This is a genomic window from Phaeobacter cretensis, from assembly GCF_047372505.1.
GTDB classification, from domain to species: domain Bacteria; phylum Pseudomonadota; class Alphaproteobacteria; order Rhodobacterales; family Rhodobacteraceae; genus Phaeobacter; species Phaeobacter cretensis.
In genome coordinates this window covers 42,286-67,980 of the sequence record NZ_JBKBEU010000003.1, presented here as the reverse complement: position 1 = coordinate 67,980, position 25,695 = coordinate 42,286, and the positions used below count along the sequence as shown (strand labels likewise).

Here is a 25,695-nt window from a genome sequence, read left to right as displayed (position 1 = left end):
TTGCTTATTGGGGAAAAGTTTCTTAAAGGAAACATATGTGAGTGTTGGGGGCAAATGACCCTAGCAGGCAATATTGGAGGGCAGGATATGAGCCTTTACGATCTGATCGTTATCGGTGGAGGGCCAGGTGGCTATGTAGCAGCCATTCGCGCAGCACAACTCGGCCTCAAGGTTGCTTGTGTCGAAGGGCGCGGGACATTGGGTGGCACATGCCTCAACGTCGGATGTATCCCATCCAAAGCAATGCTCTCCTCCTCCGGTAAATATGAAAGCCTGTCGCAGCTGGCCGGACACGGTATCGCCATAGAAGGCGCTAGCCTGGACCTGGCCGCTATGATGGGAAGGAAAGACAAAATTGTCGGCGACCTGACCAAGGGCATCGCCTTCCTGTTCAAGAAGAACAACGTTGATTTGATCGAAGGCTGGGCCAGCATCCCCGCCGTCGGCAAGGTCCAGGTGGGTAACGACACCTATGATACCAAGAACATTCTGATCGCCACCGGATCCGAATCCACCCCGCTGCCAGGGGTAGAGATCGATGAAATTGATGTCGTGTCCAGCACCGGTGCTTTGACCTTGGCGAAGGTTCCTGAGCATCTGGTTGTTGTTGGAGCTGGTGTCATCGGTTTGGAACTGGGTCAGGTCTGGTCCCGTCTCGGAGCCAAGGTCACCGTTGTCGAGTATCTAGACCGCATCCTACCGGGCATCGATGGCGAAATCGCCAAGCTGGCGCAGCGCGCCCTGTCCAAGCGTGGATTGAAGTTTCAATTGGGTCGCGCTTTGAAACATATCGACCGTGGCGAAAACGACCTGACCCTGACACTGGACCGGGTTGGCAAAGACAAGGAAGAGACACTGGTCGCCGATAAGGTGCTGATCGCCATCGGGCGTCGCCCGGTGATCCGTGGCCTCGGGCTGGAGGCTTTGGGTGCTTCCATCAATGCACGCGGTTTTGTGGAAGTAGACGAAAGGTTCTCTACCTCGGTGCCAGGCATCTATGCCATCGGCGATTGCGTTCCCGGCCCGATGCTGGCCCACAAAGCCGAGGAAGACGGTGTTGCCTGTGTTGAAATGCTCGCCGGTCAAACTGGGCACGTGGACTACGGCACGGTGCCGGGCATCGTCTACACCGACCCGGAAGTTGCCTCTGTCGGCCAAACCGAAGAGACGCTGAAAGAGGCCGGGGCTGAGTATATCGTCGGTAAATTCACTTTCATGGCAAATTCCCGCGCCCGTGCGCAGGGAGAAACCGATGGCGCGGTCAAAGTGCTGGCGACGCCTGAAGGGCAGATCCTCGGGGCGCATATATGTGGCGCTCATGGCGGCGATCTGATCGCCGAGTTGGTATTGGCAATGACCAAAGGCGCCACTGTTTCCGATGTGGCAGCCACATGCCACGCCCATCCTGCCATGGCCGAAGCGGTGAAAGAAGCCTGCCTTGATGCCATGGGCCGGGCTATTCACGCTTGATCTCAAGTCTCGTTGCCTAAGGAGGTACTCAGATGAACGTTCCTATGCCCCGGCTCCGCCACCCGGAGAAGTTGAATAAGGCCGATAGCGAGATCCCACGCAAACCCAAGTGGATTCGCCGCAAAAAGATCGAAAGCGCTGAGTATTTTGAAACCCGCCGCCTGATGCGGGATCACAATCTGACCACCGTCTGCGAAGAGGCCGCCTGCCCTAATATCGGTGAATGCTGGTCCAAACGCCACGCGACCATGATGATCATGGGCGAGGTCTGCACTCGTGGATGTTCCTTCTGCAATGTGTCCACCGGTCGCCCTGATGCGCTGGATGCGTTCGAACCGGGCCGTGTTGCGCAGGCGGTGAAGAAACTGGCGTTGCGCCATGTGGTGATCACCAGCGTTGACCGCGACGATCTGGAGGATGGCGGGGCCGCACATATTGCCCAGACCATCCGCGCCGTACGCCACCAGACGCCGGACACCACAATCGAAGTGCTAACGCCAGATTTTCTGGGCAAGGGCAATGCTGCGGAGATCGTCTTTGATGCCGCGCCGGATGTGTTCAACCACAACCTTGAGACCGTGCCGCATCTTTATCCACGGGTCCGTCCCGGCGCGCGCTACTATAGCTCGCTGCGCCTATTGGATGATGCAAAACGCGCCAATCCTCAGGTTTTCACCAAATCTGGCCTGATGGTCGGCATGGGCGAAACGCTGGAAGACCTGCGTCAGGTCATGGACGACTTGCGCGCGGCGGATGTCGATTTCCTGACCGTAGGTCAGTATCTGCAGCCCACACCGAAGCACCACCCGATTAACCGATTTGTCACCCCCGATGAATTCGAACAGATCGAACGGATGGCCCGAAGCAAAGGGTTCCTTGGCGTTTCGGCTACGCCTTTGACCCGATCATCATTTCACGCGGACGAAGATTTCGCCGCCTTGAAAGACGCACGCAACAAACAGCTGGTCAGCAGCCCATCGGGGGCTGGCCGGTAACCTTTCAACTCTCGGATTAGGGATTACCCCGCGACTGGTCGGTCGCGGCAGGAGGGTTAATCCCCAGATAACGACTTGTCACCGGTCGCAACCGCAGCAAAGGCCGGGATAGGAAAATCAACGCCAAAGACGACCACCTAAAGGGAGGAAAAATATGGAAATTTTAAATTCGATTGTGGGCTATATCAACGGCATCGTTTGGGGCCCGCTGATGCTGGTTCTCATTCTCGGTGTCGGCCTCTTCTTGCAGATCGGACTGAAGCTGATGCCCATTCTGCGCATCGGCACCGGTTTTGCCCTATTGTTCAAAGGCCGCGAAGCCGGCGATGGCGAAGGCCAGATCACCCCGTTCAACGCCCTGATGACCGCACTGTCGGCCACCATCGGCACCGGTAACATCGCAGGCGTGGCTACGGCCGTATTCCTTGGCGGCCCGGGCGCACTGTTCTGGATGTGGATGACCGCACTGGTGGGCATGGCCACCAAATACGCCGAAGCGGTTCTGGCAGTGAAATACCGCGAGCAGGACGATCAGGGCAACTATGTCGGCGGCCCGATGTATTACATCAAGAATGGCCTTGGCGCGAAGTGGCAGTGGTTGGGCGTTGCCTTTGCCCTGTTTGGTGCAATCGCTGCCTTTGGCATTGGCAACGGCGTACAGGCCAATGGCGTCGCGCAGGTTCTTGAAACCAACTTTGGTTTCAACACCTCCATCACCGGTATCGTGCTGATGGTTCTGACAGGTGCCGTTATCCTTGGTGGCATTACGCGCATCGGTGCCGTAGCTGGCAAACTGGTGCCATTCATGGCCGTGAGCTACATCACCGTCGGTCTTCTGGTTCTGATCATCAATGCAGATCAGCTGGGCAACGCTCTGGGTCTGGTCTTCACCTACGCCTTCACCCCATCGGCCGCTGAGGGTGGCTTTGCCGGTGCCGCTGTTTGGGCAGCAATCCGCTTTGGTGTCGCCCGTGGTGTCTTCTCGAACGAGGCCGGTCTCGGATCCGCTCCGATTGCCCATGCCGCAGCCGAGACCAAAGGCCCGGTAAATCAGGGCCTGATCGCTATGCTGGGTACGTTCATCGACACCATCATCGTTTGCTCCATTACCGGTCTGGCGATCATCGCCTCCGGCGCATGGACCTCGGGTGAAAGCGGCGCCGCACTGACGTCACTGGCCTTTGAAACATCGCTACCCGGCTTTGGCGGCTATGTCATCGCCATTGCACTGTCGATCTTTGCCTTTACCACCATTCTGGGCTGGTCCTACTATGGTGAGAAATGCGTCGGCTACCTGCTCGGAGCCAAAGTGCTGATCGGCTACCGCGTACTGTGGATCCTTGCGATCTACTTCGGTGCTACTGCCGATCTGGGCTTCATCTGGTTGCTGGCGGACACTCTGAACGCAATGATGGCAATTCCCAACCTGATCGCCCTCGCCCTGCTGAGCCCAATCGTCTTCAAGGTGACGAAAGAGTTCTTCGCCTCGAACGGACAAACGGAAGAGCCGAGCAAAGGCGCAGCAGAATAATCTAAACCAATCCACACCGGGGCGCGGCATGCGTTGCGCCCCGGCTCTTACAAACCACTCAAATTCAAGGGCAAGACGCTATGACCGACGCGCCGAAACGTACCCCGCTCTATGACCTGCATGTCGCCCTCGGCGGCAAGATGGTGGACTTTGCCGGCTGGGAAATGCCGGTTCAGTATCCCATGGGTATCATGGGAGAGCACAAACAATGCCGCGAGAAGGCTGCGTTGTTCGATGTCAGCCACATGGGTCAGGTGATCCTGCGCGGCGAGAATGTCGGCGAAAAGCTGGAAGCGATCTGCCCACAGGCCTACGCCACCCTGAAAGAGGGTAAAGCGCGCTATGGCTTTTTCACCAACGAAGACGGTGGCATCATGGATGACCTCATCGTCTCCAATGCGGGTGATCATTACTTTGTCGTGGTGAACGCGGCCCTGCGCCATCAGGACATCCCCCATATGAAGGCACATCTGGACGGTGTTGAGGTGATCGAGATCTTTGACCGCGCTTTGGTTGCCGTACAGGGTCCCGCCGCTGAAAACGTGGTTGGCAATCTCTGCCCTGCGGCCCGTGAGATGACATTCATGGAAACCATCGTCGCCGATATCGACGGTGTCGAATGCCGTCTATCCCGCCTTGGTTACACCGGCGAAGATGGCTACGAAATTTCCATCCCCGATGCCGAAGCTGAGCGGATCACCAAACTGTTCCTCGCCCATGACGACTGCGAACCAGCAGGTCTAGGCGCGCGGGACTCCCTGCGTCTGGAAGCTGGTCTTTGCCTCTATGGCAATGATATCGATCAATCGACCTCGCCGATTGAGGCCTCGCTGGCCTGGGCCATCCAAAAACGCCGCAAAGAAGAGGGCGGGTTCCCCGGTGCCGCGCGCATCCAAAAGGAACTGACCGAAGGTGCCGCCAAGAAACTGGTGGGCATCAAACCCACTGGTCGTGCCCCAGCCCGCCAGCATGTTGAAATCCAATCGGCCGACGGCAATACCATCGGCGAAATCACATCAGGCTGCTTTGGCCCCACCGTCAGCGGCCCCGTCGCCATGGGCTATGTCGCAGCACCGCATGGCAAACCGGGCGAACAGATCAACCTGATCATCCGTGGCAAGGCGCATCCAGCTGAGATCGTTACCCTGCCCTTCGTCACCCAGAATTACAAACGCTAAGCTCCAGGAGTTCCCGAGATGACCACCTATTATTCCGAAGACCACGAATGGATCACCGTCGAGGGCGACACCGCCACGCTCGGCATCACCAAACATGCTGCTGAACAGCTGGGCGAAGTTGTCTTCGTCGAACAGCAGGAAACCGGCGACGAATTCGAAAAAGGCGGCGAGATCGGCGTCATTGAATCGGTGAAAGCTGCGTCGGAAATCTATGCTCCGTTGGATGGCGAAATCACCGCAATCAACGAAGATCTGGCTGACAACCCCGGTGCCCTGAACGAAGATCCCGAAGGTGCCGCCTGGATCTACAAGATCAAATTGTCGGATTCTGCCCAGCTTGATGATCTGATGGATCTGGATGGCTACAAAGCCTTGATCGGCTGACCTTGCTGGCGGATTGGGCTGCCTGTCTCGCTGGCCCGATCCCTCCCCTGATTATCCCGCCGGTATGGTCCGGCGGGACCACCACGAATTAGGACATCCCCATGGCCTTTAAACTGACAGATTACGAAGCCTACGATTTTGCCAATCGCCGCCACATCGGGCCCAGCCCGCGTGAAATGGCCGATATGCTGAAAACCATCGGCTTCAACACGCTCGATGAACTGATCGACGCTACCGTGCCACCCACCATCCGCCAGAAAGAGGCGTTGGACTGGGGCCCGGCGATGACCGAACGCGATGCGCTCTTCCATATGAAAGAGATCGCGAGCAAGAACGAGGTTCTAACCTCCCTGATCGGTCAGGGCTATCACGGCACCACCACTCCGGCTCCGATCCTGCGCAACATCCTGGAAAATCCCGCCTGGTACACGGCCTATACGCCCTATCAGCCGGAAATCTCTCAGGGTCGTCTTGAGGCGCTCTTGAACTTCCAGACCATGGTGAGCGATCTGACGGGTCTGCCTGTCGCGAATGCGTCGCTCCTGGACGAAGCAACAGCTGCCGCTGAAGCCATGGCAATGGCGCATCGTGGCTCGCGCTCCAAGGCCAATAACGCCGCCTTCTTCGTAGACAAAAACTGCCACCCGCAAACCGTTGCAGTTATTAAGACCCGCGCCGAGCCTCTGGGCATCGACGTCGTGGTAGCCGATCCGGCCGAATTGGACGCAGGCGCCGTCTTTGGCGCGATCTTCCAGTATCCCGGCACTCATGGTCACGTCACAGACTTCTCCGACCAGATTTCAGCACTGCACGACAACAAAGGTGTTGCCGTTGTTGCGGCTGACATCCTGTCGCTGGCACTGCTGAAATCACCGGGCGAAATGGGTGCGGATATTGCCATCGGCTCCACCCAGCGTTTTGGTGTTCCGATGGGCTACGGTGGTCCGCACGCCGCATATATGTCGACCACAGACAAGCTCAAACGCTCCATGCCGGGCCGTATCATCGGTGTTTCCATCGATGCGCGTGGCAACAAGGCCTATCGCCTGTCGCTGCAGACCCGCGAACAGCACATCCGCCGCGAGAAAGCCAACTCCAACGTTTGTACCGCACAGGCGCTGCTGGCGGTCATCGCGTCGATGTACGCCGTCTATCACGGTCCCGATGGGATCAAAGCGATCGCTCAATCCGTACACCGCAAAACCGCCCGTCTTGCCGAAGGTCTGGAAGAGGCCGGTTTCAAAGTAGAGCCGGAAGTATTCTTTGACACCATCACGGTAGAGGTCGGTCACCTGCAGACCACCGTTATGGAAGCCGCTGTTCAGCGTGGCATCAACCTACGTCGTGTGGGTGAAACCAAGGTTGGCATCAGCCTGGACGAACAGACCCGCGCCGAAACCATCGAAGCAGTCTGGGGTGCCTTTGGTATCAACCGTACGGATGACAGCTCCAACAAACAGTACCGCCTGCCCGAAGCCATGTTGCGCGAGAGCGCGTATCTGACCCACCCGATCTTCCACAAGAACCGGGCCGAAGCAGAGATCACCCGCTACATGCGTCGTCTGGCTGACCGTGATCTGGCGCTGGACCGCGCAATGATCCCGCTAGGTTCCTGCACGATGAAGCTCAATGCGACCATCGAGATGATCCCTGTCACCTGGCCGGAATTCAGCAACTTGCACCCCTTCGTTCCCGAAGATCAGGCGCAGGGCTATCACCAGATGATCGATGATCTGAATGACAAACTGTGCCAGATTACCGGTTATGATGCGATTTCCCAGCAACCGAACTCCGGCGCGCAGGGCGAATACGCGGGCCTGTTGAGCATCCGCAACTACCACATCTCTCGTGGAGATGCGCATCGCGACGTCTGCCTGATCCCAACCTCTGCCCACGGCACCAACCCTGCGTCTGCGCAAATGGTGGGCTGGAAAGTGGTACCGATCAAAGCCGATGACGACGGCAACATCGACCTCGCAGATTTCCGCGATAAGGCCGAGAAATACTCGGACCAGCTCGCGGCCTGCATGATCACCTACCCCTCCACTCACGGTGTGTTTGAAGAAACCGTGAAGGAGGTCTGTCAGATCACCCATGATCACGGCGGTCAGGTTTATATCGATGGTGCCAACATGAATGCGATGGTGGGCTTGGCGCGTCCGGGTGACATTGGCGGTGACGTCAGCCACCTGAATCTGCACAAAACCTTCTGCATTCCGCATGGCGGTGGCGGCCCCGGCATGGGTCCGATCGGCGTTAAATCGCATCTGATTGAGCACCTACCCGGTCACCCGGAATACGGCACCGCCGTTGGTCCGGTTTCGGCAGCCCCGTTCGGCTCGCCTTCGATCCTGCCGGTCTCCTGGGCCTATATTCTGCTGATGGGTGGCGCAGGCCTCACACAGGCGACCAAAGTGGCGATCCTCAACGCCAACTATATCGCTGCACGCCTGAAGGATGCCTATCCGATCCTCTACACTTCAGCCACGGGCCGGGTTGCTCATGAGTGCATTCTCGACACCCGCCCCTTGAACGACGAAGCCCACGTCAGTGTGGATGATGTTGCCAAGCGGTTGATCGACAGCGGGTTCCACGCACCGACCATGTCCTGGCCGGTAGCTGGCACTCTGATGGTAGAGCCGACGGAATCCGAGCCGAAGGATGAGCTGGACCGCTTCTGCGACGCCATGCTGTCGATCCGATCGGAAGCACAGGACATCATCGACGGCAAGATCGATCCCGAAAATAACCCGCTGAAACACGCACCTCATACTGTGCGTGATCTGGTGGGCGATTGGGATCGCCCCTACACCCGCGAACAGGCCTGCTTCCCTCCCGGCAACCTCGGTGTGGACAAGTACTGGCCTGCGGTTAACCGCGTTGATGGCGCCTACGGTGACCGCAACCTGGTCTGCACCTGCCCCCCAATGGAGGACTACGCCGAAGCCGCGGAGTAAACTCTACCCTCAAAAACATGAGGCGTCGCCGATCCGTCGGCGGCGCCCCTGCCCGGACCAATCCGCGTCACAACCGTACGAGAGGCAGACAGATGACCCATTATTCTCCGCGCCATGGCGCTACCGATTTTGCCGTCGCCCGCGGTCGCCAGCTGCGCAATATTGATGTGATCCTGCCGAATGGCGCTCCTCGATCCAGTGCGCAGATTGTCACCGATATGTTTCAGGCCGCCAATGATTTGCTGGAAGACGTACAATACAAGGTCCGCGTCTGCGGATTAGATCTTTTTGCCTCTGACCCCAGCGCCGCACGGTCAAGACGTTTGGTTGTCTTTCTTGGCGATATTCACACCCGGTGGCAGCTGGATGCCAAGGAACGTGCCCGCGTCAATCAGGTGATGCGTCTGGCAGATCGCAACGCATTTGTTGGCGGTGCGGTATTCCTGCTTGATGCCTTGGCTCGTGGCAAAGATCATGATGTTGCGATTCATCCGAACTTTCTGGCCTCGGCAAGTGAATGCAGCCTGCGTCAGGATGCCGACGGCGCGGCAACTGTAATGTCAGGCACCGTCCACTCCGCGATCAGCAGCTTTGCTATTCCAAGGATGCTGCTGGATATCATTGCAGCGGACTGTGGACGATTGGCCGCCGACGGCATGGCGCATTATCTCGGCCTTGAGGCCGACAAACGGCCCGCCAAAAGCCGCGTTGCATTAAATCTGGAACAGAAAGCCGCCGGGGATATGCTGATTTCTCAGGCACTCACCGTGATGCAGGAGAATATCGAAGCCCCTCTATCTGTGGCCGAACTGGCCGGGGTGCTCAACGTGTCTACCCGTTGCTTGCAACGCCGGTTCACGCGCCATTTCGATCGCTCCCCCCTCGGCGTTTACAGATCTTTACGGGTAGAGCGCGCGCATCAGCTACTGACGCAAACTGATCTCCCGGCGCGTCAGGTCGCAGCTGCGACAGGCTTTGGCAGCTACCAAAGCCTCAGCCAGCATATCCGTGAAACCTACGGCCATTCACCCGATGTAATCCGCCGCAGCGCCTTTCGCGGGGTTGCCCCTGAAACCATGCGCCCGCGCCGGTTTCGCCAGTCGAAAACCTCCCAGAGCGAAAGCCGGATGCTATAGCCAAGATGGATCTGGTTGGGCCATTAAAATAGCCTCCGGCGACTTTACGTCTCTGACCAGATCCATCGCGCCGGCTCAAATCCGATCCTTTATGTAGTACCAGCTAAAGGCCAGCGGTAGCGACATACGTCGCCATCGACCCAGCTCAAACCGGCGCAAAGGCCGCTGCATCAGATCAGGATGTGGCAGGCGGTGCCGACCCAACGCCTGATCAGCGATCAACGCTCCCGAATAGGGCGCCATGCAAACACCGCTGCCGTGATAGCCAAGCGAAGCCCAAGCTCCGTTCATCCCCGGCACTGCGCCAACAAAGGGGACCAGATTGCGGGTCATGCAGATCAGCCCTGACCAGAAATACTCGGTCCCCACATCGCGCCAAGCCGGGAAAATCCGGTTGAAATCTGCGCGCGCCTTAGCCCGAGTAGCGGAGATATTATCCTCACTCACCCGTACCGATCCGCGCAGCCCCAACAGCAGTCGACGGTCCGGTAACAGGCGCAGATAGTGCAGCAAGGTCCGGCTGTCGCATACCATTTGCTCACTCCACCAGCCCTGCTCAGCAATTTCCGCATCGCTCAATGGGCGTGTAACCATAATGTTGGACTGCACCGGCAGGTATCGACCCGCCAGCGCCCCTGGCAGATCATCCGAAGAATAGCCATTGGTGGCGATCAACAGGCGTTTTGCCCGTACCTGCCCACCTGGCACCTGCAACAGATACCCCCCATCATGCGGGCTGATCTTCTGCACCGGCGTTTCTGAAAACATCCGTACACCCGCAGTCTCCGCGGCGCGGGTCAATCCCAACAGAAACTTCATCGGGTTCAGCGCAAATCCGACCGGAAGATTCACCGCGCCATGAAACTCCGGGCTGTTCAGCCCCTGCGCGGCCATCTCCTGCTTCGGGACAAATTCGTAAGGAAGACCATAGCGGCGGTTATATTCCTCACCATAGGCATGCAGCTCCGCCACACGATCCGGCCGATGCGCGACAAAGGTATAGCCGCGTGAATGGCGATCCACATCCAATTCCAACTCGTCTACATAGCGTTCGACCAGATCAACCGCTGCCCGTTCTGCTGCAAAGAATTGGCGCGTGTCTGTCTCACCATAGCGGCGCAAAAGCGCATCATCCGCCAGTTTGGCACTGCCGACAGAAACCAAACCGCCATTGCGGCCCGAGGCACCCCAGCCCGGCCGTTGCGCCTCAAGCAAAACCACATCCGCACCGGCTTCAGCCAGCGTCAGTGCCGCTGAAAGGCCTGTGTAGCCACCACCGATCACGGCAAATTCCGCCGTTACCTCATCACGGACAGGCGCATAATGCGGCGCGGGGTCCGGCAGGAAGCGGTTCCAGTACCGTTCTTTGATCGGACGATCGGTATAGGCGAGAGGTTCGTAGATGCGTTTCATTGGAAAGATCACCACTTGGCAGGTCGTTCCCGGATCTATCCGTACCCGCCCTAGTGCCGTCAATCCCGGACTGATTTTCAGGCATTCAATTCAGAATTGAATGGCATAGGCGGTGGACCGTCCCCCTGCCTCCATCCGCATCAAAACACCCGCCTCTTCCATCGCCCGTAAATCCCGTGTGGTGGTAGCGGAGGAGGTCTTGGTAATCTTACGATAGGATTTCGCGCTTAACCCGACAGCCAACCGTTCGGGGCCTTGATCAAACAGCACTCGAAAGGCGTGAGCCTGCCGGTCGTTCAATGCAGGCCCGTGGCGCAGAAAGAACTGGTTTCGGCGCAGAATAAATGCCGCCTCATCACGGGCAGCTCCCGCCGCTCGTATTAGCGTCCGCAGAAACCAGAGGACAAATTCGGTTGCGTCAATGGCCGCTTCTTTCCCTTGACCCGAACCAACCTTGCGGCCCGCCTGAAGAGCCTCGTAATATGATTTTTTATCCCGCTCCACCTGTCGAGACAATGAGAACGGCAGCGCTCTGCTGCGGGCGAAGACATGTTCGATCAAGGCCCGACCAATGCGACCATTGCCATCTGACAGCGGGTGAATAGATTCAAACCACAGATGCGCCAGGGCCGCCTTAACCGCGACGGGCAGGCCCTGCTCCGCGTTTACCCACATCAGAAATTGCGCCATCTCAGCCTCCAGCCGATCTGGCGGCGGTGCCTTATAAAGGACATCCCCCGGACCTGTGGTCGCCGACCGCACAATCTCCATCTCGAACCGGCGCCAGCGACCCAAGTCCTCGACCTCCATGCCAGTGAACAACAGTTGGTGCCAAGTCAGAATTTGCGCGCTGTCTAGTGGCTCATCAGCCTGCCGTGCAGTTAACATCAACTCTGCCACCGCATCCGAGCGCCGTGTCATCGCAGCCCGGTCGCGATGGCGCAGTGACGCCACAACCGAAGCTTCGATCTCACTGGCATCCAGCGACACGCCCTCAATTCCAAAAGAGGCCATCGCCTCCTGCACGATCTGGCGCAGCAACAAGTCTTCCTGCTCTTGTGGTGTCAGCCCGTAGACCAACCCGGAGACCTCGCCCATAGCCTCGGCAGCGCGAGCCAGTTCAGGTACGATCTGGACGTGATCATAATCAAAACGCGGCCAGGCAGGAGATTGCCAGATTTGGGGCATGAGGTGTTTAGCGCCTATATTCAGATCAAATTCCATCACAATATGATCTGAATATGCCATTTAATCAAGCCATCTACTTTTGGATTGAGTCAAAGCGACGCTAAAACAGGTCTGAGGGTATACATTGCCCTATCCGGTGACCCTCGACCAAGCTAGCAATGCCTCGAGACATTTGTATCCCATATCATTAAGGGGTGCGTCGGTGCATTAGGCCAATATCGACAGGCTGGAACGTTGTGACAACACGCCTGACCTTTGGACACAGAGCCTGCAAATTTTCGCCGCATACGGTGTCGGAGTATGCCAACCTAATCTATCGCAAACTGAACGTGCGCAACTGGGTCGAGGTGATCCGGGTTCTTGCGATCAGCACGCACAATGCTAGTCAGAAACCTCAACACTAGGCGCAATCCACCGCCCCTAGGACAGTAAAAGCCCTGCCCGAGGTTCTTCCCTGCCGGTTAGGACAGTCTGACATCCCTCAAACCTGTAAATCACGCCACTGTGATGCTACAGCCAACCTAGGGGATTTCTGGATTGAGCATGTGATGGCGGACGAGACATATTTATTGGCGTTGTCAGCCTTTCACCTCGGTATGGCAGTGTTTTGCACCAACCAGTTGCTACTGCGTCAACGCCATCAGCGCGTCTATGTACCTTTGGCCCTATTCTTCGTGTCGCAATCCGTAAGTGAGGTGCTGTATCTACTGGGCCTGATCTTTGCGGATGTCTCCTACGACTACTTGCTATCACGCATCGGCAGCCTGTCCGTGCCGGCCGTCTTTGCCCAACCTCTGCTTCTATGGCTCTACGTGCGGGCACTCACCTCAGAAGATGACGGCCCGCCGATTCGACAAAAGATTTGGCACGCAGTGCCCATCGTGCTGGCCTGCAGTATGGTTGTCTTGCTCTGGACGCTACCGAAATCCCTGTTTGGTCAGAGTGACATGGAGTTCTCCGACCTCAGCCAATACATCCAGACAATCCTGATCTACTTCCAGCTGGTTCAGGTCATGTTTTACTGCCAGGTTACAATATATCTGGTTCTGATCATGCGGCTCCTGTCGCGGTATCGAGCACGCCTGAAGGATCTCTTCGCCACAACCGAAGATCGCGAACTGACCTGGGTCTGGTGGATCACAACAACGATCGCAGCCTATCTGTTCATCAGCTTCGGCGAGATTATAGCCGATCTCTTTGACATTAAGATGTTAGTGCTGTTCAGCGACGCATCCGAACTGACCAACAGCCTGTCAAGCCTCGCAATCACTTGGGTCATCGGCATCTGGGGTGTACGGCAACAGCCGGGGCTGATGCCAAAACCCCGCAGCGAAACCCCTTCATCTCAGGAATCAGATCTGGTCGCTGCGAAGTACGAACGATCCGCCCTGACCGATGACCATGCCGCAAGAATCGCGGCAAAGATCGAACGCGCCATGATCAAGGATATGCTTTACCGCGATGCTAATCTGTCGCTGTGGGATCTGGCCAAACATATCAGCGTCACCTCTAACTACGTGTCGCAAACGCTGAACATGACATTGCAGTCAAACTTCTTTGACTACGTCAACAAATGGCGCATTCAGGATGCCGTGAAACAGCTGCATGAGACCGATGAAACTATTCTGGTGATTGCCCATGACGTAGGCTTCAATTCGCGCTCGTCCTTCTACAACGCATTCAAGCGCGAGATGAACACCACACCCTCTGCGCTGCGTGCCGCACGCCCACCAGTCAAATCCTCAACCTGAGAGCATAGCGGGCACCCAAGTTGAAGCACCGCAGCTATGCCTCAACGGGTCACCCCTCAGCCTGGCACCTCTTACCACGGTCGCCTAGCACCAGCATCGCTGGGGTGACCAACAGCGTCAGAAGTGTCGCGACCACCAACCCACCTGCAATTGTTGTAGACAGCTCCGTCCACCACTGGCTGGACGGTGCACCAAACACCATGCTGCCGGCTACCAAATCCAGCTTCATACCCAAGACCATCGGCATCAGCCCCAGCACAGTAGTCAGCGCGGTCAGCACCACCGGCCGCAGCCGCAACGCACCCGACCGCAGCGCCGCTTCACATGGGGACTGCCCCGCGCGACGTTGAGCATTATAGGTGTCGATAAGCACGATATTGGTGTTGACCACGATACCCGCCAAGGCAATTACTCCGATGCCCCCCATCACCACACCAAAAGGTCGCCCAGCCACCATCAGGCCGAGAAGAACACCCGCGATTGAAAAGATGATTGCCGACATCACCACAGCCGCCTGATAGAAACTGTTAAATTGCGCGATCAATATCACCGCCATCAACACCACGGCGGCGATAAAGGCGAGGATAAGGAACTGCATCGCATCATCCTGCTCCTCAGCTTCTCCCTTGAAACGCCAGCTCACACCATCTGGCAGATTGCCGGTTTCCAACGCGCGGCGCAGACTGTCGATCTGCGCATCAACCAATAGCCCCGAGGCAACGTTGGCCGACAGCGTCAGTACACGTAACTGATCCCGCCGCTCGATGAACCCAGAGCGTGGCACCGGTGCAAAGCGGGTAAAATTTGCTATCGGCACGAGGCCAGAACTGGTCGGCACCCTGAGCCCACGCAACCCATCAAAGCTGCGGTCAGACGCAGGAAAGCGCACCCGGACATCGACTGACCCTGACACATCATCCGGCCGAAACGTCGTAATGGTCACGCCATGGGTCAACAGCTGTACTGCCTGTCCCAACAGATTCAGATCCGCACCATAGCGTGCCGCCTCGGCGCGGTCGATCTCGATCCGCCATTCCACACCCGGCAATGCGCGGCTGTCCGCTACATCAGTAAACCCACCAATCCGGTTCATGATCTCACGGATTTGGACAACAGTCGCCTCCGCCACGGCAGGGTCACGCGCCGTGATATGCAGATCCAGCGGCTTGTTAGAACTTGGCCCGTCATCGTCCGTTTCCACCCGTACCTCGACCCCGGGCAGGTCAGCAACATCGGCACGTATGCCAGCGCCTATCTCGCTGGCAGGCGGGCGCTGATCCCATGGATCCAGCTCAAGCTGAATAGTTCCGATCAGATCCAGATCATCACCGTCTCCAAATGAAGACACCGCATAAACACTGGAAATTCCCCCTGTCTGCAGCAATTTGTCTTCCACCTGCCGCACCAGTGCATCGCGTTCGTGGATTGAAAAATTGTCCCGTGCACGCAGCTGAACCTGCATAAATTCAGGCTCTATATCAGGGAAAAAGGTCAGCCCAGCTCCAAATTTTGTGTATAGGCCAAATGTCCCCAACAACAGCGAAACACTCAGCAATACTGTCGTTCCTGGAAACAACAGCGCCCGTTGCAGCCCGCGCGCATACATCCCGGCCAAACCACGACCGAGACGTGGATCACCGTATTCCGCCGCGTGCAATGCCCGTTTCGCTGCTGCGGTCTGCGGTGAACGCTTGGCGATCACTCCACCTAGTACCGGAATAAACACCAAGGCCATAACCAGAGATGCCGCCAGTGTGACAATCACTGTAATGGGCAGGAATTTCATGAACTCTCCGGTGGTGCCGGTCCAGAACAACAGCGGCAGAAAGACGCTCAGCGTGGTGGCCGTTGAGGACACCAACGGCCCTGCCATCCGTTCTGCTGCGGCCCGGTAGGCCCCCGACGGCGTAGCGCCGGTCTGTAAATGCCGGTCGGCCAGCTCGGTGGTGACAATCGCACCATCCACCAGCATCCCTACCACCAGAATCAGCGAGAACAGCACCACGATGTTCATCGTGATCCCCATTCCCCAGAGCACGGCAACACCCGTCAGAAATGCCCCGGGGATCGACAAGCCCACCAATAGCGCCGGTCGCAGTCCCATTGCATAGACCACCACCAGCATCACCAGCACGATCGCGGCAATCACATTGGCCTCCAGATCGCCCAGCATGGTTTCAACCTCCCGGCTTTCATCCAACAGGTAGTCAGTCTTGACGCTCTCTGGCCAATCCTGCTTGGCAAGAGCAATCACTGCTTTGGCAGCTGCAACAGTTTCGATGATATTGGCACCGCTGCGTTTGGTGATGTCCAATGTCAACGCCGGCTGGCCATTGATCCGGGCAAAACTGCGCGGATCCTCGAACCGGCGGCGAACCATCGCAATATCACCCAGCGTCACCACCGCGCCATCCTGAACCTTTACCGGCATCCGCATCAGATCGCTCGCACCATCGATCAGTCCCGGCACCTTCAGCACAAAGCGCCCAGCCGCGCCATCAATAGCCCCGGCTGCAATCATCGCGTTGTTGCGGTTGATCTGGCTCACCAGCGTTTCGAACGATAGCCCATAGGTGGCGAAGGCTACGGGATCGATCAAGACTTCCAAAAGGTCAGATCGCCCCCCGCCGATATCGACCTCCAAAATGCCTGTAACCGCCTCCAGCCGCTCTTTCAGTTCACGCGCCATCCGGTTGAGGCTACGCTCAGGAACCGGCCCAGACAGCACAGTGGTCAATACCGGAAACAGGGCAGTATTGATCTCTATGACCACCGGTTCAGTTGCGTCCTCGGGTAGGTCTGAACCCGCTTGATCAACCGCGACCCGCACCTTGTCCAGCGCCTCGGCAATGTCCGCACCCGCATCAAACTCCAACGAGACGCTGGCATAGCCTTCATAGGCGTGGCCGTTCATCTCCTTCAGATCCCCCAGCCCTGCCAACGCGGTTTCCAGCGGTTTGACCAGCAACCGCTCGCTATCGCGCGGCGAGATACCCGACAGGCTGGTGCTAACATAGACAAACGGGATCGGGATCTCCGGGTTGCTTTCCTTGGGGATGCCGACATATGCGTAGACACCGCCACACAGCAGCGCGGCAAAGATCAGTATCACCGCCCGGCTGCGGGCAAAAATCACCTCAAGAAACCCGCTCATGGCTGGGTCTCCGCATTTACAGGCTCGTTATCTGCTTCCATTGACGCCGATGGATCTTCGCTCGACAGCACTTTTTCACCAGCCGTCACAAACCCCTGGCCGACTGTGATCAGCCGAATCCTTTCTGGCAGACCTGTCACCCAAACGCCGTCCGGCTCTGATTGCACGATCTCCACTGGCGTAAAGGCGACCCGATCGGCGTCATCCACGCTCTTGATACCAAGGACCCCGCCCATATCCAGCGATAGCAATGCAGGGGACAGAAAATGCGCCTGCACCGTATCCAACGGCACCTCAATCCGAGCACTGATCCCCGCAGGGATCACAGCGCCGACAACCGCCGGGTTGGGCAGCGTTACCTCAGCAGCAAAACTACGAGTATCCGATTGCGCGCTTTGCCCCAGGAACGTCAGCCGCCCATCGCTGCTGCGCCCATTCAAAAACCGAAGCTGTGCTACAGCCCCGTCCCGCAATTGCCCGCGTTGGTGCTGGGGCACCTGAAAGGCTACCCGTAGCGGATCCAAGGCCACCACTCGCGCCACCGCATCCCCCTCTTGCACATAGGCACCCGGAGTCATGTTCAACTCTTCAAGATGGCCTGCAAAAGGCGCGGCGATACGCGTTTCCGCTAAACCTTGTCGTGCGGTCGCCAGATCGGCTTTGGCCGACGCCAGCGCCTCACGCGCTTCGCTCAATCTCTGATCAGTTGTGGACCCACGTTTGTGTAGGGCCTCTGCCCTGTCATACTCTCGTTCGGCACGCAGCAACGATGCCTCAGCGCGAGAAAGCCCCGCCTCACGCTGTGTTGATTGTAGCGTCGCGAGGATTTGCCCCTGAACAACCTTTGCTCCTTTTTCCACCGCAACCGTCGCAACATGGCTAGACATTTCTGCCCTGAGAGTGGCATCGCGATCCGGTTTACTATACCCCTCAGCTCGCAACAGGCGCGTTATCGGCGCGGCTTGCGACAGGCGTACACCAACTGAAATAGGCTCTATTTCAAGGGTATTCCCACCTCCGACCGGTGCGTTCGGAGCAGTGGGCCAGATCAGCCCCACCGCCATCCAGACCGCCAACCCGAAGCAGATCATCCCTGCGAGGCGCGGTGGCCACTTCGCCTCAGGATCATTGTCGAATTCCAACACAACTGGGTCCGCCCCGCCCTCGCAGCCGGGGAGCCGCGGGGCAGAGGCGGGCTGTGTCACCGTTGTCACCATGTTTGGCAAGATAGTCTGAGTGCCCGATTCCGCTGGGGGTACAGCCGAGGTGGACAGCTCAGTATTGGCCTGTGACGTTGGGGACGCCTTGGTCATGGCAGACACGGGTGACACAGCAGCAGAAGGGCAGCTTTCAGGAGACGTGGTGTCGCTCCACGCCTCCTTGGTGTTGCCCTGCTGTTTCGGTTGTAGCGGGGTTGTCATTGATCAGAAGCTGTAGACCAGGCCAAGCCCGACGCTATATCTGTCCTTGTTGTTGGTAAGCGGACTGTTGTGCACCTTCTTATCGATAAGCTGATAGTCCAAGACGCCCAAAACGGATACCTTGTCACTGATTGGGTAGACCACCGTCATATCGACAAAAGGCTCAGTGGTAGAGCCGACATCATAAGCAACACGCTGCGCGTTCGCTTCGCTGGCAGACACGCCATATAGAAAGTTGTTCAACTTCCCATCCCGCATACGCGCACCGGCACCGATATCAATACCAAGCTGGCCCAATGCAAATTCGGTCCCGAATTTCGCCTCCGCGTGATAACCTTTGTGCTCCGATGAGACATCCATCATCGCGCTACCAGCGACATAGAAACCGTCAAAGCGATAGGTAATGTCAAACCCGGCCTCAATCGGGGTACTGCGTTTCAGCCCCGCAAACAGCGGCTTGTTTTCCGGGAAATCCGGCTTGTCGCCCGCAGCCACACGGACCGAAACCTGCAGGTCTTCGTTGTTTACGAAGTGATAAGCGGCACCGCCCCACCCCAAATGCAGCCGATCACTGTCATAGGACAGAAAAGGAAGCGCTCCCGCATCTGTGTTTTCGCCCTTATAAAGGTTGGAGGAAGCAAAGGCTCCCAGCCCGAGCGTGAATTGACCGTTGGAAAACAGCCCGTCAGCGGCTGCGCCAGATGCGCCGGCCAGAATACACGCGGTTCCCAAAGCGGCGCTGCGGTATACATTCATGTCATTGTCCTTTTAAGATCTTAGTTATGGGTCATAAGTGCAGGGCGGTAACCGGCACCATCGTGATCCTGCTCATGTGGCAGTACCGCCGGATCTGCATATGTGATTGTCTTTCGCCAATTCATCGCCTGTGTCGTCTCATCCGTCAGGCGTGGGCGGTGTTGGCTGTCCGTCCGTGCACAGGCGGACAAAACAGCGGCCTTCAATGACGCCGATGCGTGATATCTGCATGAATGACACAGGGCTCGGCCGATCCGATTTGACGGATCATCCGAGGTGGGAAGTTAATCGTGGCCACTGCCTTTTGATCAATCAGCCCTTCTGAGACCACCCGCGTCTTCAATTCGGTAACCGTGGTGATCTTCCCGAACAGGGTACGCTCCACTTCTGTCATCACACCTTCCCAGCGATTGGGGCTGGTACGCGTCCAGTCAATATCCACCTCCCAAGCGGCATTCAAATGGTTCAAATCCAGCGGCTTAGAGAACGAAAGCGGTTTGGAGTAGAGCACCTCATCCTCAGAATCCGCTTCGATCTCACGCCGCAAGGTCGCAGAACAACCCGAAACTGAGCGAAACTGCATCAGTGCCAACCACTCCCCGTCACTGGGTTGGATGTCATCACCGCTCGCACCTGCTTGAGTCGCTGGCGACAGTCCCAGGACGAGCCCCAATGCAATGCAAAGCGCCGCAGGCAGCAGCGGAACAGTGTGCCGGTAGCGCTGCAACGCCGAGGTCAGGTGGCTGTTGTGAAAAGAAGAACTGAGCATGGCGATATCTCTCTCTGGCCGAATGTCGCATTTAGCGTGCCGCCCAAAACACTGACGGGGGCAATGATGAAGATCATGGGCAAACCACTGGTCGCCACGGCCAAACCCTAGCCAGACCCTATCATTCCTGTCGTCCAACCGGGCCGGAGAGGACGTCGGACCTGCCCGTTCCGACAGGGGCGGACGTTGGACACGGTGTTTTGCCTTCAAAGCGCCGATTTCAGCGCGGCAAAACCAGAAACATCTTGACGTGATACCAAATGGTTTCATAAATAAGAGATACCAAAAGGTATCATAGAAAGGGTCGATTCCGTCATGAACCAACGTTCTCAAGAACAAGTTCCAGAACAAATGGGCTTTCGCGCTTTGGCTGATCCAACCCGGCGCCAGATCCTACAGCTCTTGGCACAAGACAGTCTGACCATTGCCGAGGTCGCGGAAAATTTTCAGATGACCCGCGCGGCAGTGAAAAAACACCTCACCATTCTGGACGAGGGAAACCTGATCTCGGTTCACGCAGAAGGCCGCGCACGTCTCAACCGCCTGAACCCCGAAGGACTAAGACAGGTATTCGATTGGTTCGGCTTCTTCGACACCTTCTGGGACAACCGTCTTGCTGCGCTGAAATTCGAAATCGAAAAGGACATCCAATGACCGATACGATCCTACGCAAGTCCATCTACCTGCGGGCCACTCCGGCTCAGGTCTGGGCTTACCTCACTGATCCGGAAAAACTGGCCATCTGGTTTCACAAACCTAAAACACCGCTCGTCGAAGGTCCCTATGCGATGTTCGGCACCGAAAGTGGTACACGGCTGATGTGGGGAGAGGTTTTGGTGGCTGAACCCTATTCACGCCTCGAATACAGTTTTTCGATCGCTCCGATGGGCGACCAAAGCAGCACCGTATCCTGGACGCTGAACGAGGTGCCGGGCGGCACCAATCTCTCACTCAGCCACACGGGCCTGCCACAAACGGCAGAAGCGTTTGACCTGATTTTGGCGTTGGACAAGGGTTGGGATGAACATCTTGCGCGCATGCGCAGTTCCGCCCACGACAGCTAGGCAGATCGCAAACCATGCCGGAACCGGATCAACTGATGACAGTGACGCCCGGCATGGCGCGGATCAGTTCTACATCTGCAAAATAGCGCTCTGTCATGACATCAACAAAGCCTTGCGACCAACCCGGCAAATCTATCTCTTCTTCCACCGCCTCTTCAGAGTGATAGTAGGTCAGGAACAGCTCCCGAACCTGATCCCGCTGCTGCGCTGATAACTGCGGGCGCTCGGCCAGATAGGCGCTCAGCCGCGTCATGCCTTCATCCGTTATTGCCTGGCGCAAAATATCCAACTCACCAGCGAAACGATAGGATGCATCCATCCCGGTTATGTGCCCCAGCACCTGTGGCCAAACAATCGGGGTTTCCTCATTGCACCATACCGTGACCCTACAGCCGGGATTCGCTGTCAGAATATCACTGATCACGTCGGACCAGCTCAACTCCATCAAATCCCTATCGCCCGCAAAGCCGAACCAGTCCTTTTGTGACTGGGCGGCAAAGGCGGATGGCACCAACGTTGCTGGATTACGCAACCCGATGAAAAATTCGCACCGGGTGTTAGGAAAGACCGACCGCAACGCTGCTGTATTCGCACCGGCGTTTTTGTAAAGACGCCCATCGTTCAGCATCCAAGCGGGAACACCCAGAACGCTCGACAGTGACAGCACCACCCGCGACACATCTGCATCGCGCAGGATACCTTCTAGGAATTCTTCGCACTCTTGCTCGCTAACAGCTTCCTTGGTCGCGCGCCCCTTCAGATCCAACAGGTCTTTGCTGTAGGTGCCGGGCCGTCGGACCAGTACGCTATCATTTTGCAACCGGGCCGCATCTCTCCGAAGCGACCAGATCAGCTGATCATCATCGGTAAACGGCGCTCCGATATGCAACGCAACCGTCAACTCTTCTGGCCCGGTATCGGGCCCGGTAGAGATGATTTGCGTTTTTGTCATAGTCGAACTCCGCCTTAGGATCGTCGCATCATGGGTACAGCCGGATCGGGATAAATGGCACATGACACGCCACCTCGTTCCAGATGCCACAAAGGGTTTCCCCCACTGCATCATTGACGGGGTGTTTGTCTTTGTTTTGTCCCAAATTTGTCCTTTGTGTAGCCAGCACCCGAAAGAAGAGTCAATGCAACGGCGCGCAACCAACCAGTCATGCTGGTGTGATCAGCGATCCTTGGCTCATCAGCAGTCTCCCCTGCCCCATCATTCGTGATGGCCCGGACTGAAGTTTGCGACCTCAACGCCTCTAGTTATGTCGCGATTTTCGACGCCTGTTTAGCGAAGAACAAGCAAGCAGCCATCTAAACGGACCGAGGAAAACATACCTCAAACACAGCTCCTCGGGGCTGTGCTGCTGTAACCCGGACCGCGCCACCCCAACTCTCTACGGTTCTCTTGATAAACGCCAAACCCAACCCGCTGCCACCCGTCGACGAGGACAGGCGGTGAAAAGGCGCGAAAATCCGTTCATGGTGCTGCTCAGGAATACCCGGTCCATCATCACGCACCGATATCGTCACCATCTTTTCAGTCGTTACCGCATTCACAATAACGTGGCCACGATCCCGATCGTGATGCCTCAGAGCATTGGCGATCAGATTGCGCATTACCATGTCAAAAGCCGCGGAATTGACCAGGAGTTGAGGAATATCCGGCTCTATTAAGACCGAAAACCCTTCAAAGGGCTTCAACATCTCAACAAGATCTTTCAACCGCGTCGAAGGTTCAATTACCTCAGCCTGATCGCTTTCACTCTGCGTGGTCGTGTAGACCAAAAGATCCTGAACCAGCTGCATCATACGCTTTGAAACCGCCTCCATTTCAGTCCAGTTACTCAGCACATCTCCAGGCAGCTCTATCCCCGCATCCTTCATGTCTTCGGCGATGAAATCGATCAGGTTGAGCAAGCTGAACAGCGGACCTTTCAGATCATGCGCCGCGATCGAAGAGAGAGTGCGCAGCTCTTCGTTCGCCGCCTCCAAAGACACCGCCTGTTTGACTATGGTATCCTGCTGTTCCTGCAGCTGCGTAATATCCATCCGTAGCGAAGCAAAACGCCGCGGCCCCAGTTTGACCTCCCGCGCCTGAAACACACGGCCATCGTTGGTCCGCACGATCCGCGGCTCAGCCCGCCCAAACAGCATATCATCTGCAAAGCCATCGGCCATCGTAGTGATCTCTGCAACAGTAAGCGTGTTTTCAATGATCCCAGAAGTATAGGATTTCACGATCATCTGCTGCATCGTCGCACCGCTTTTCAGCGCAGGCAGCAAACCTGGGAAATTCTGCTCAAACCCGTGGTTCCAATGTATCGCTTTTAGCTCCTGATCGTAGATCACAATCGCTGCTGACACCTCGTCCAAGGCACCAATCAGCAGCTGGTCCCCCGCACGATCCCGCTGCAATTGTCTGGACTTCCGGCGGTAGTAGTAGAACCAGTAGCCGAGTGTCAGGATGGCCGCGAACATCACAGCTGCGATCACCACGCCCCAGCGCACCAACACATCATCCCATAGGGTACGTGACCGGCCGAACCACTTCTCCTGTATTGAAATTAGAACCTCAGTATTCACACTGGTAGCAATGGCCGCATTTAGTTCATCGCGAAGCGCTTCTTGGTCTCGTGCCACCACAAACCCATAGGGGCTGCTGATTAGCGGCGGTGACAACACCCGCACCTGATCTTCAACCTCAGCCATCCGCAACCGGCGAAGAAAACTATTGTGACCCGATACCACCACATCGATCTCACCAGTTAGAAACGGGACGATCTGCGTGTCCATCGAAGGGAATTCGACAGGTTTGGAATCTGGAATTTTTCTGGCGCCATCAACGGCAAAACTGCCTGAAACAACGCCAATCTCCCGACCCTCCAGATCTGCAAGGCCTTTGATAGACGCGCTCCTAAGTGCAAAGGCGCGCATCTCGAAGGATCCCAGCTCCGTTGTTGGCAGACCCACGGCCAATCGTTCCGGTGTCAGTGCAAGTAGTGATGTAACATCCGCCGCCCCCAGTCGCAGCTCACCCAGCATACCAGCAGGATTTGTATTGGGCTGAAACACTACTTCGCGCCCTGCCGCATCCGCGATATGACGCATCAGATCAATCGAAACACCCTGCGGCTGCCCGCCGATATCCGTGAAGGAATATGGGGGGTACTCCTCATAGGTCATGCGGATTGGGTCAGCGCTCACTACTCCCACCAGCACAACCATTGCAACGCCACCACACAACGTCGTTTTGATACGCAACAGCAATCTTACCAGTCGAGCTTGCAATTATTTTCCAATCGGTCGTGCGTATACTTTACCTATCTGGGCAAAAAAGCCTGAACTGTTCGTTAACGAACGGTAATATCTCCAATTTTATGCATTAAATAGCGTTAAAAATGGAGTTGAAGCAGGAGCGTCGACCAAAATCAGGGCACCGAGCGATCAAAACCTGGATCAATCTAGCCTCTCTTGGATCAGGGCTAGCAGTGCCTCGACCTGATCGGGGTCCAGACTGCGCCCCTTAAGATCAATCCGCACTGCCGTAGGCGCTACCTCTGCCGAGAGATCGCCCCCGGAATGCAACCGGCGCGCAGCAAGACGCGTGACCTGACGTGGTCGCCCTCCGCGAGGTTTGGTCTCTGCGACTGGCTCCAAACCCGCGAGCGCTGATTCCAGCAGCCGTACTTCTGCGCGCTCATCCTCCAGTTCTGCACCGGCAAGAGCAGCACGCAAGGCCCCCTGCCCGCCAGATCGCAGTGCCACCGCCAATTTCAGCCCTGTCTTTTCAGACAGTGCATTGGGGAACCGTAACAGATCGCCTAGCCCTTCATGCACGGCAGCAAAGCTGCGTACTTTGGACCGCTTCGCCTTGGACGCAGCCCCAAACAATGCCTCAACAGCGGCCTCAACAGACGCAAATACCCCCTGACCCGCCACCAGAACAGCAATGCGCCCACGCTCATAGGGCGACAGGTTGGCACGCAGTTCATTCTCTTCGATCATGGCGACATAGGCACCGGCGCTATCGGCACCACCTCGCAGAAACGCCGGGATCTCGGCAAATCCACCTTCGGTTCGGTTCAACCGGGCGTAGGCTTCCAATCGTCGAAACCCTGAGACCAGGCCATAACCATCATCCAACGCGATTACTTCCACCGGGCTGCGCAGACCATTCGTGCGGACAGAGCTGATCAATTCCTCCAGCTCACCCTCGTCAATCTGCATCCGATCCCGGCGCAAATAGTCTCGGTCGATCTCGGCGAGCGGTATCCGCAGCACCGTGTCACCAGCGGCATCCGCGGCACGCCATCGTTCCGCATCCGCCTTGTCGCGGGCCATCTCCACGCGGTCCGCCACCGCCGTCATTCCATGCAGCTGTGCCGCCTCGGCGGAAACTTTGGCGATTGGCGGTGCGCTTGCAGGTGCAGGATCAAAGGGATTGATGCCAGGTTTCGCCGCGAAACCTTCTTCGATGGCTTCGATTTCCGATGCATCAGGAGCGCTCAAACGTCTGCGTTTTGCCATA

The 25,695-nt window shown here is 57.1% G+C and carries 20 protein-coding genes; 10 read left to right on the top strand and 10 right to left on the bottom strand.

All coding sequences use genetic code 11. The annotated features are described in order from the left end of the window. Positions 1-87 precede the first annotated feature (87 nt). From lpdA to ACEWZM_RS20040, 7 genes are all read left to right on the top strand, one after another. Complete coding sequence (gene lpdA, locus ACEWZM_RS20070; protein WP_414008265.1) at positions 88-1,470, top strand: dihydrolipoyl dehydrogenase; 1,383 nt, start codon at positions 88-90, stop codon at positions 1,468-1,470. Between the two features lie 32 nt (positions 1,471-1,502). Further along, entirely contained in the window at positions 1,503-2,465 is a 963-nt protein-coding gene (gene lipA / locus ACEWZM_RS20065; RefSeq protein WP_414008264.1) for a lipoyl synthase, read from the top strand. Between the two features lie 154 nt (positions 2,466-2,619). Next, entirely contained in the window at positions 2,620-3,996 is a 1,377-nt protein-coding gene (locus tag ACEWZM_RS20060) for an alanine/glycine:cation symporter family protein (RefSeq protein ID WP_414008363.1), read from the top strand. An 80-nt stretch (positions 3,997-4,076) separates the two neighbouring features. Continuing rightward, positions 4,077-5,174: a glycine cleavage system aminomethyltransferase GcvT gene (gene gcvT / locus ACEWZM_RS20055; RefSeq protein WP_414008362.1), complete on the top strand. Its 1,098-nt coding sequence runs from the start codon at positions 4,077-4,079 to the stop codon at positions 5,172-5,174. Positions 5,175-5,192: 18 nt separating this feature from the next. After that, positions 5,193-5,558 (top strand): glycine cleavage system protein GcvH, encoded by a 366-nt coding sequence (gene gcvH / locus ACEWZM_RS20050; protein ID WP_414008361.1) that lies wholly within the window; start codon positions 5,193-5,195, stop codon positions 5,556-5,558. A 101-nt stretch (positions 5,559-5,659) separates the two neighbouring features. Then, complete coding sequence (gene gcvP, locus ACEWZM_RS20045) at positions 5,660-8,515, top strand: aminomethyl-transferring glycine dehydrogenase (RefSeq protein WP_414008360.1); 2,856 nt, start codon at positions 5,660-5,662, stop codon at positions 8,513-8,515. Positions 8,516-8,607: 92 nt separating this feature from the next. Then, on the top strand, positions 8,608-9,651 hold the full coding sequence (locus ACEWZM_RS20040; RefSeq protein WP_414008359.1) for a helix-turn-helix domain-containing protein: 1,044 nt from the start codon (positions 8,608-8,610) through the stop codon (positions 9,649-9,651). A 75-nt stretch (positions 9,652-9,726) separates the two neighbouring features. Here ACEWZM_RS20040 and ACEWZM_RS20035 read toward each other — a convergent pair whose 3' ends face one another. Next, a complete protein-coding gene (locus ACEWZM_RS20035; protein ID WP_414008358.1) occupies positions 9,727-11,064 on the bottom strand; it encodes an NAD(P)/FAD-dependent oxidoreductase in 1,338 nt (445 codons plus the stop codon). 90 nt (positions 11,065-11,154) lie between these two features. Further along, positions 11,155-12,312: a Fic family protein gene (locus ACEWZM_RS20030; RefSeq protein WP_414008357.1), complete on the bottom strand. Its 1,158-nt coding sequence runs from the start codon at positions 12,310-12,312 to the stop codon at positions 11,155-11,157. Positions 12,313-12,800: 488 nt separating this feature from the next. Between ACEWZM_RS20030 and ACEWZM_RS20025 the strand changes: the two genes are divergently transcribed. Then, positions 12,801-14,003: a helix-turn-helix domain-containing protein gene (locus ACEWZM_RS20025; RefSeq protein WP_414008356.1), complete on the top strand. Its 1,203-nt coding sequence runs from the start codon at positions 12,801-12,803 to the stop codon at positions 14,001-14,003. Between the two features lie 49 nt (positions 14,004-14,052). Here ACEWZM_RS20025 and ACEWZM_RS20020 read toward each other — a convergent pair whose 3' ends face one another. Genes ACEWZM_RS20020 through ACEWZM_RS20000 form a run of 5 tightly spaced genes read right to left on the bottom strand, consistent with a single transcriptional unit; the run spans position 14,053 to position 20,103 of the window. Then, positions 14,053-17,157, bottom strand: a complete 3,105-nt coding sequence (locus tag ACEWZM_RS20020) for an efflux RND transporter permease subunit (RefSeq protein WP_414008355.1) — start codon at positions 17,155-17,157, stop codon at positions 14,053-14,055. Then, a complete protein-coding gene (locus ACEWZM_RS20015) occupies positions 17,154-18,578 on the bottom strand; it encodes an efflux RND transporter periplasmic adaptor subunit (RefSeq protein WP_414008354.1) in 1,425 nt (474 codons plus the stop codon). The genes ACEWZM_RS20020 and ACEWZM_RS20015 overlap by 4 nt, the downstream gene beginning before the upstream one ends. Before the next feature lie 3 nt (positions 18,579-18,581). Further along, the gene (locus tag ACEWZM_RS20010) at positions 18,582-19,334 is read right to left on the bottom strand and encodes a MipA/OmpV family protein (RefSeq protein WP_414008353.1); all 753 of its coding nucleotides are present in this window, start codon (positions 19,332-19,334) and stop codon (positions 18,582-18,584) included. Positions 19,335-19,354: 20 nt separating this feature from the next. Beyond that, positions 19,355-19,525, bottom strand: a complete 171-nt coding sequence (locus ACEWZM_RS20005) for a hypothetical protein (protein ID WP_414008352.1) — start codon at positions 19,523-19,525, stop codon at positions 19,355-19,357. Positions 19,526-19,536: 11 nt separating this feature from the next. Then, a complete protein-coding gene (locus ACEWZM_RS20000) occupies positions 19,537-20,103 on the bottom strand; it encodes a hypothetical protein (RefSeq protein WP_414008351.1) in 567 nt (188 codons plus the stop codon). A gap of 315 nt (positions 20,104-20,418) precedes the next feature. Here ACEWZM_RS20000 and ACEWZM_RS19995 point away from each other — a divergent pair, with 315 nt between their 5' ends. Together ACEWZM_RS19995 and ACEWZM_RS19990 are read left to right on the top strand one after the other, a co-directional pair. Further along, positions 20,419-20,757, top strand: coding sequence for an ArsR/SmtB family transcription factor (locus ACEWZM_RS19995; protein WP_414008350.1), 339 nt, complete (start codon positions 20,419-20,421; stop codon positions 20,755-20,757). Beyond that, positions 20,754-21,167 carry an SRPBCC family protein gene (locus tag ACEWZM_RS19990; RefSeq protein WP_414008349.1) on the top strand — a complete coding sequence of 138 codons (414 nt, stop codon included), beginning with the start codon at positions 20,754-20,756 and terminating at the stop codon, positions 21,165-21,167. The genes ACEWZM_RS19995 and ACEWZM_RS19990 overlap by 4 nt, the downstream gene beginning before the upstream one ends. Before the next feature lie 28 nt (positions 21,168-21,195). Here ACEWZM_RS19990 and ACEWZM_RS19985 read toward each other — a convergent pair whose 3' ends face one another. From ACEWZM_RS19985 to ACEWZM_RS19975, 3 genes are all read right to left on the bottom strand, one after another. Then, the gene (locus ACEWZM_RS19985) at positions 21,196-22,119 is read right to left on the bottom strand and encodes a hypothetical protein (protein ID WP_414008348.1); all 924 of its coding nucleotides are present in this window, start codon (positions 22,117-22,119) and stop codon (positions 21,196-21,198) included. Positions 22,120-22,478: 359 nt separating this feature from the next. Next, positions 22,479-24,428 (bottom strand): ATP-binding protein, encoded by a 1,950-nt coding sequence (locus ACEWZM_RS19980; RefSeq protein WP_414008347.1) that lies wholly within the window; start codon positions 24,426-24,428, stop codon positions 22,479-22,481. 195 nt (positions 24,429-24,623) lie between these two features. After that, a complete protein-coding gene (locus tag ACEWZM_RS19975; protein WP_414008346.1) occupies positions 24,624-25,694 on the bottom strand; it encodes a ParB/RepB/Spo0J family partition protein in 1,071 nt (356 codons plus the stop codon). Position 25,695: the final 1 nt, after the last annotated feature.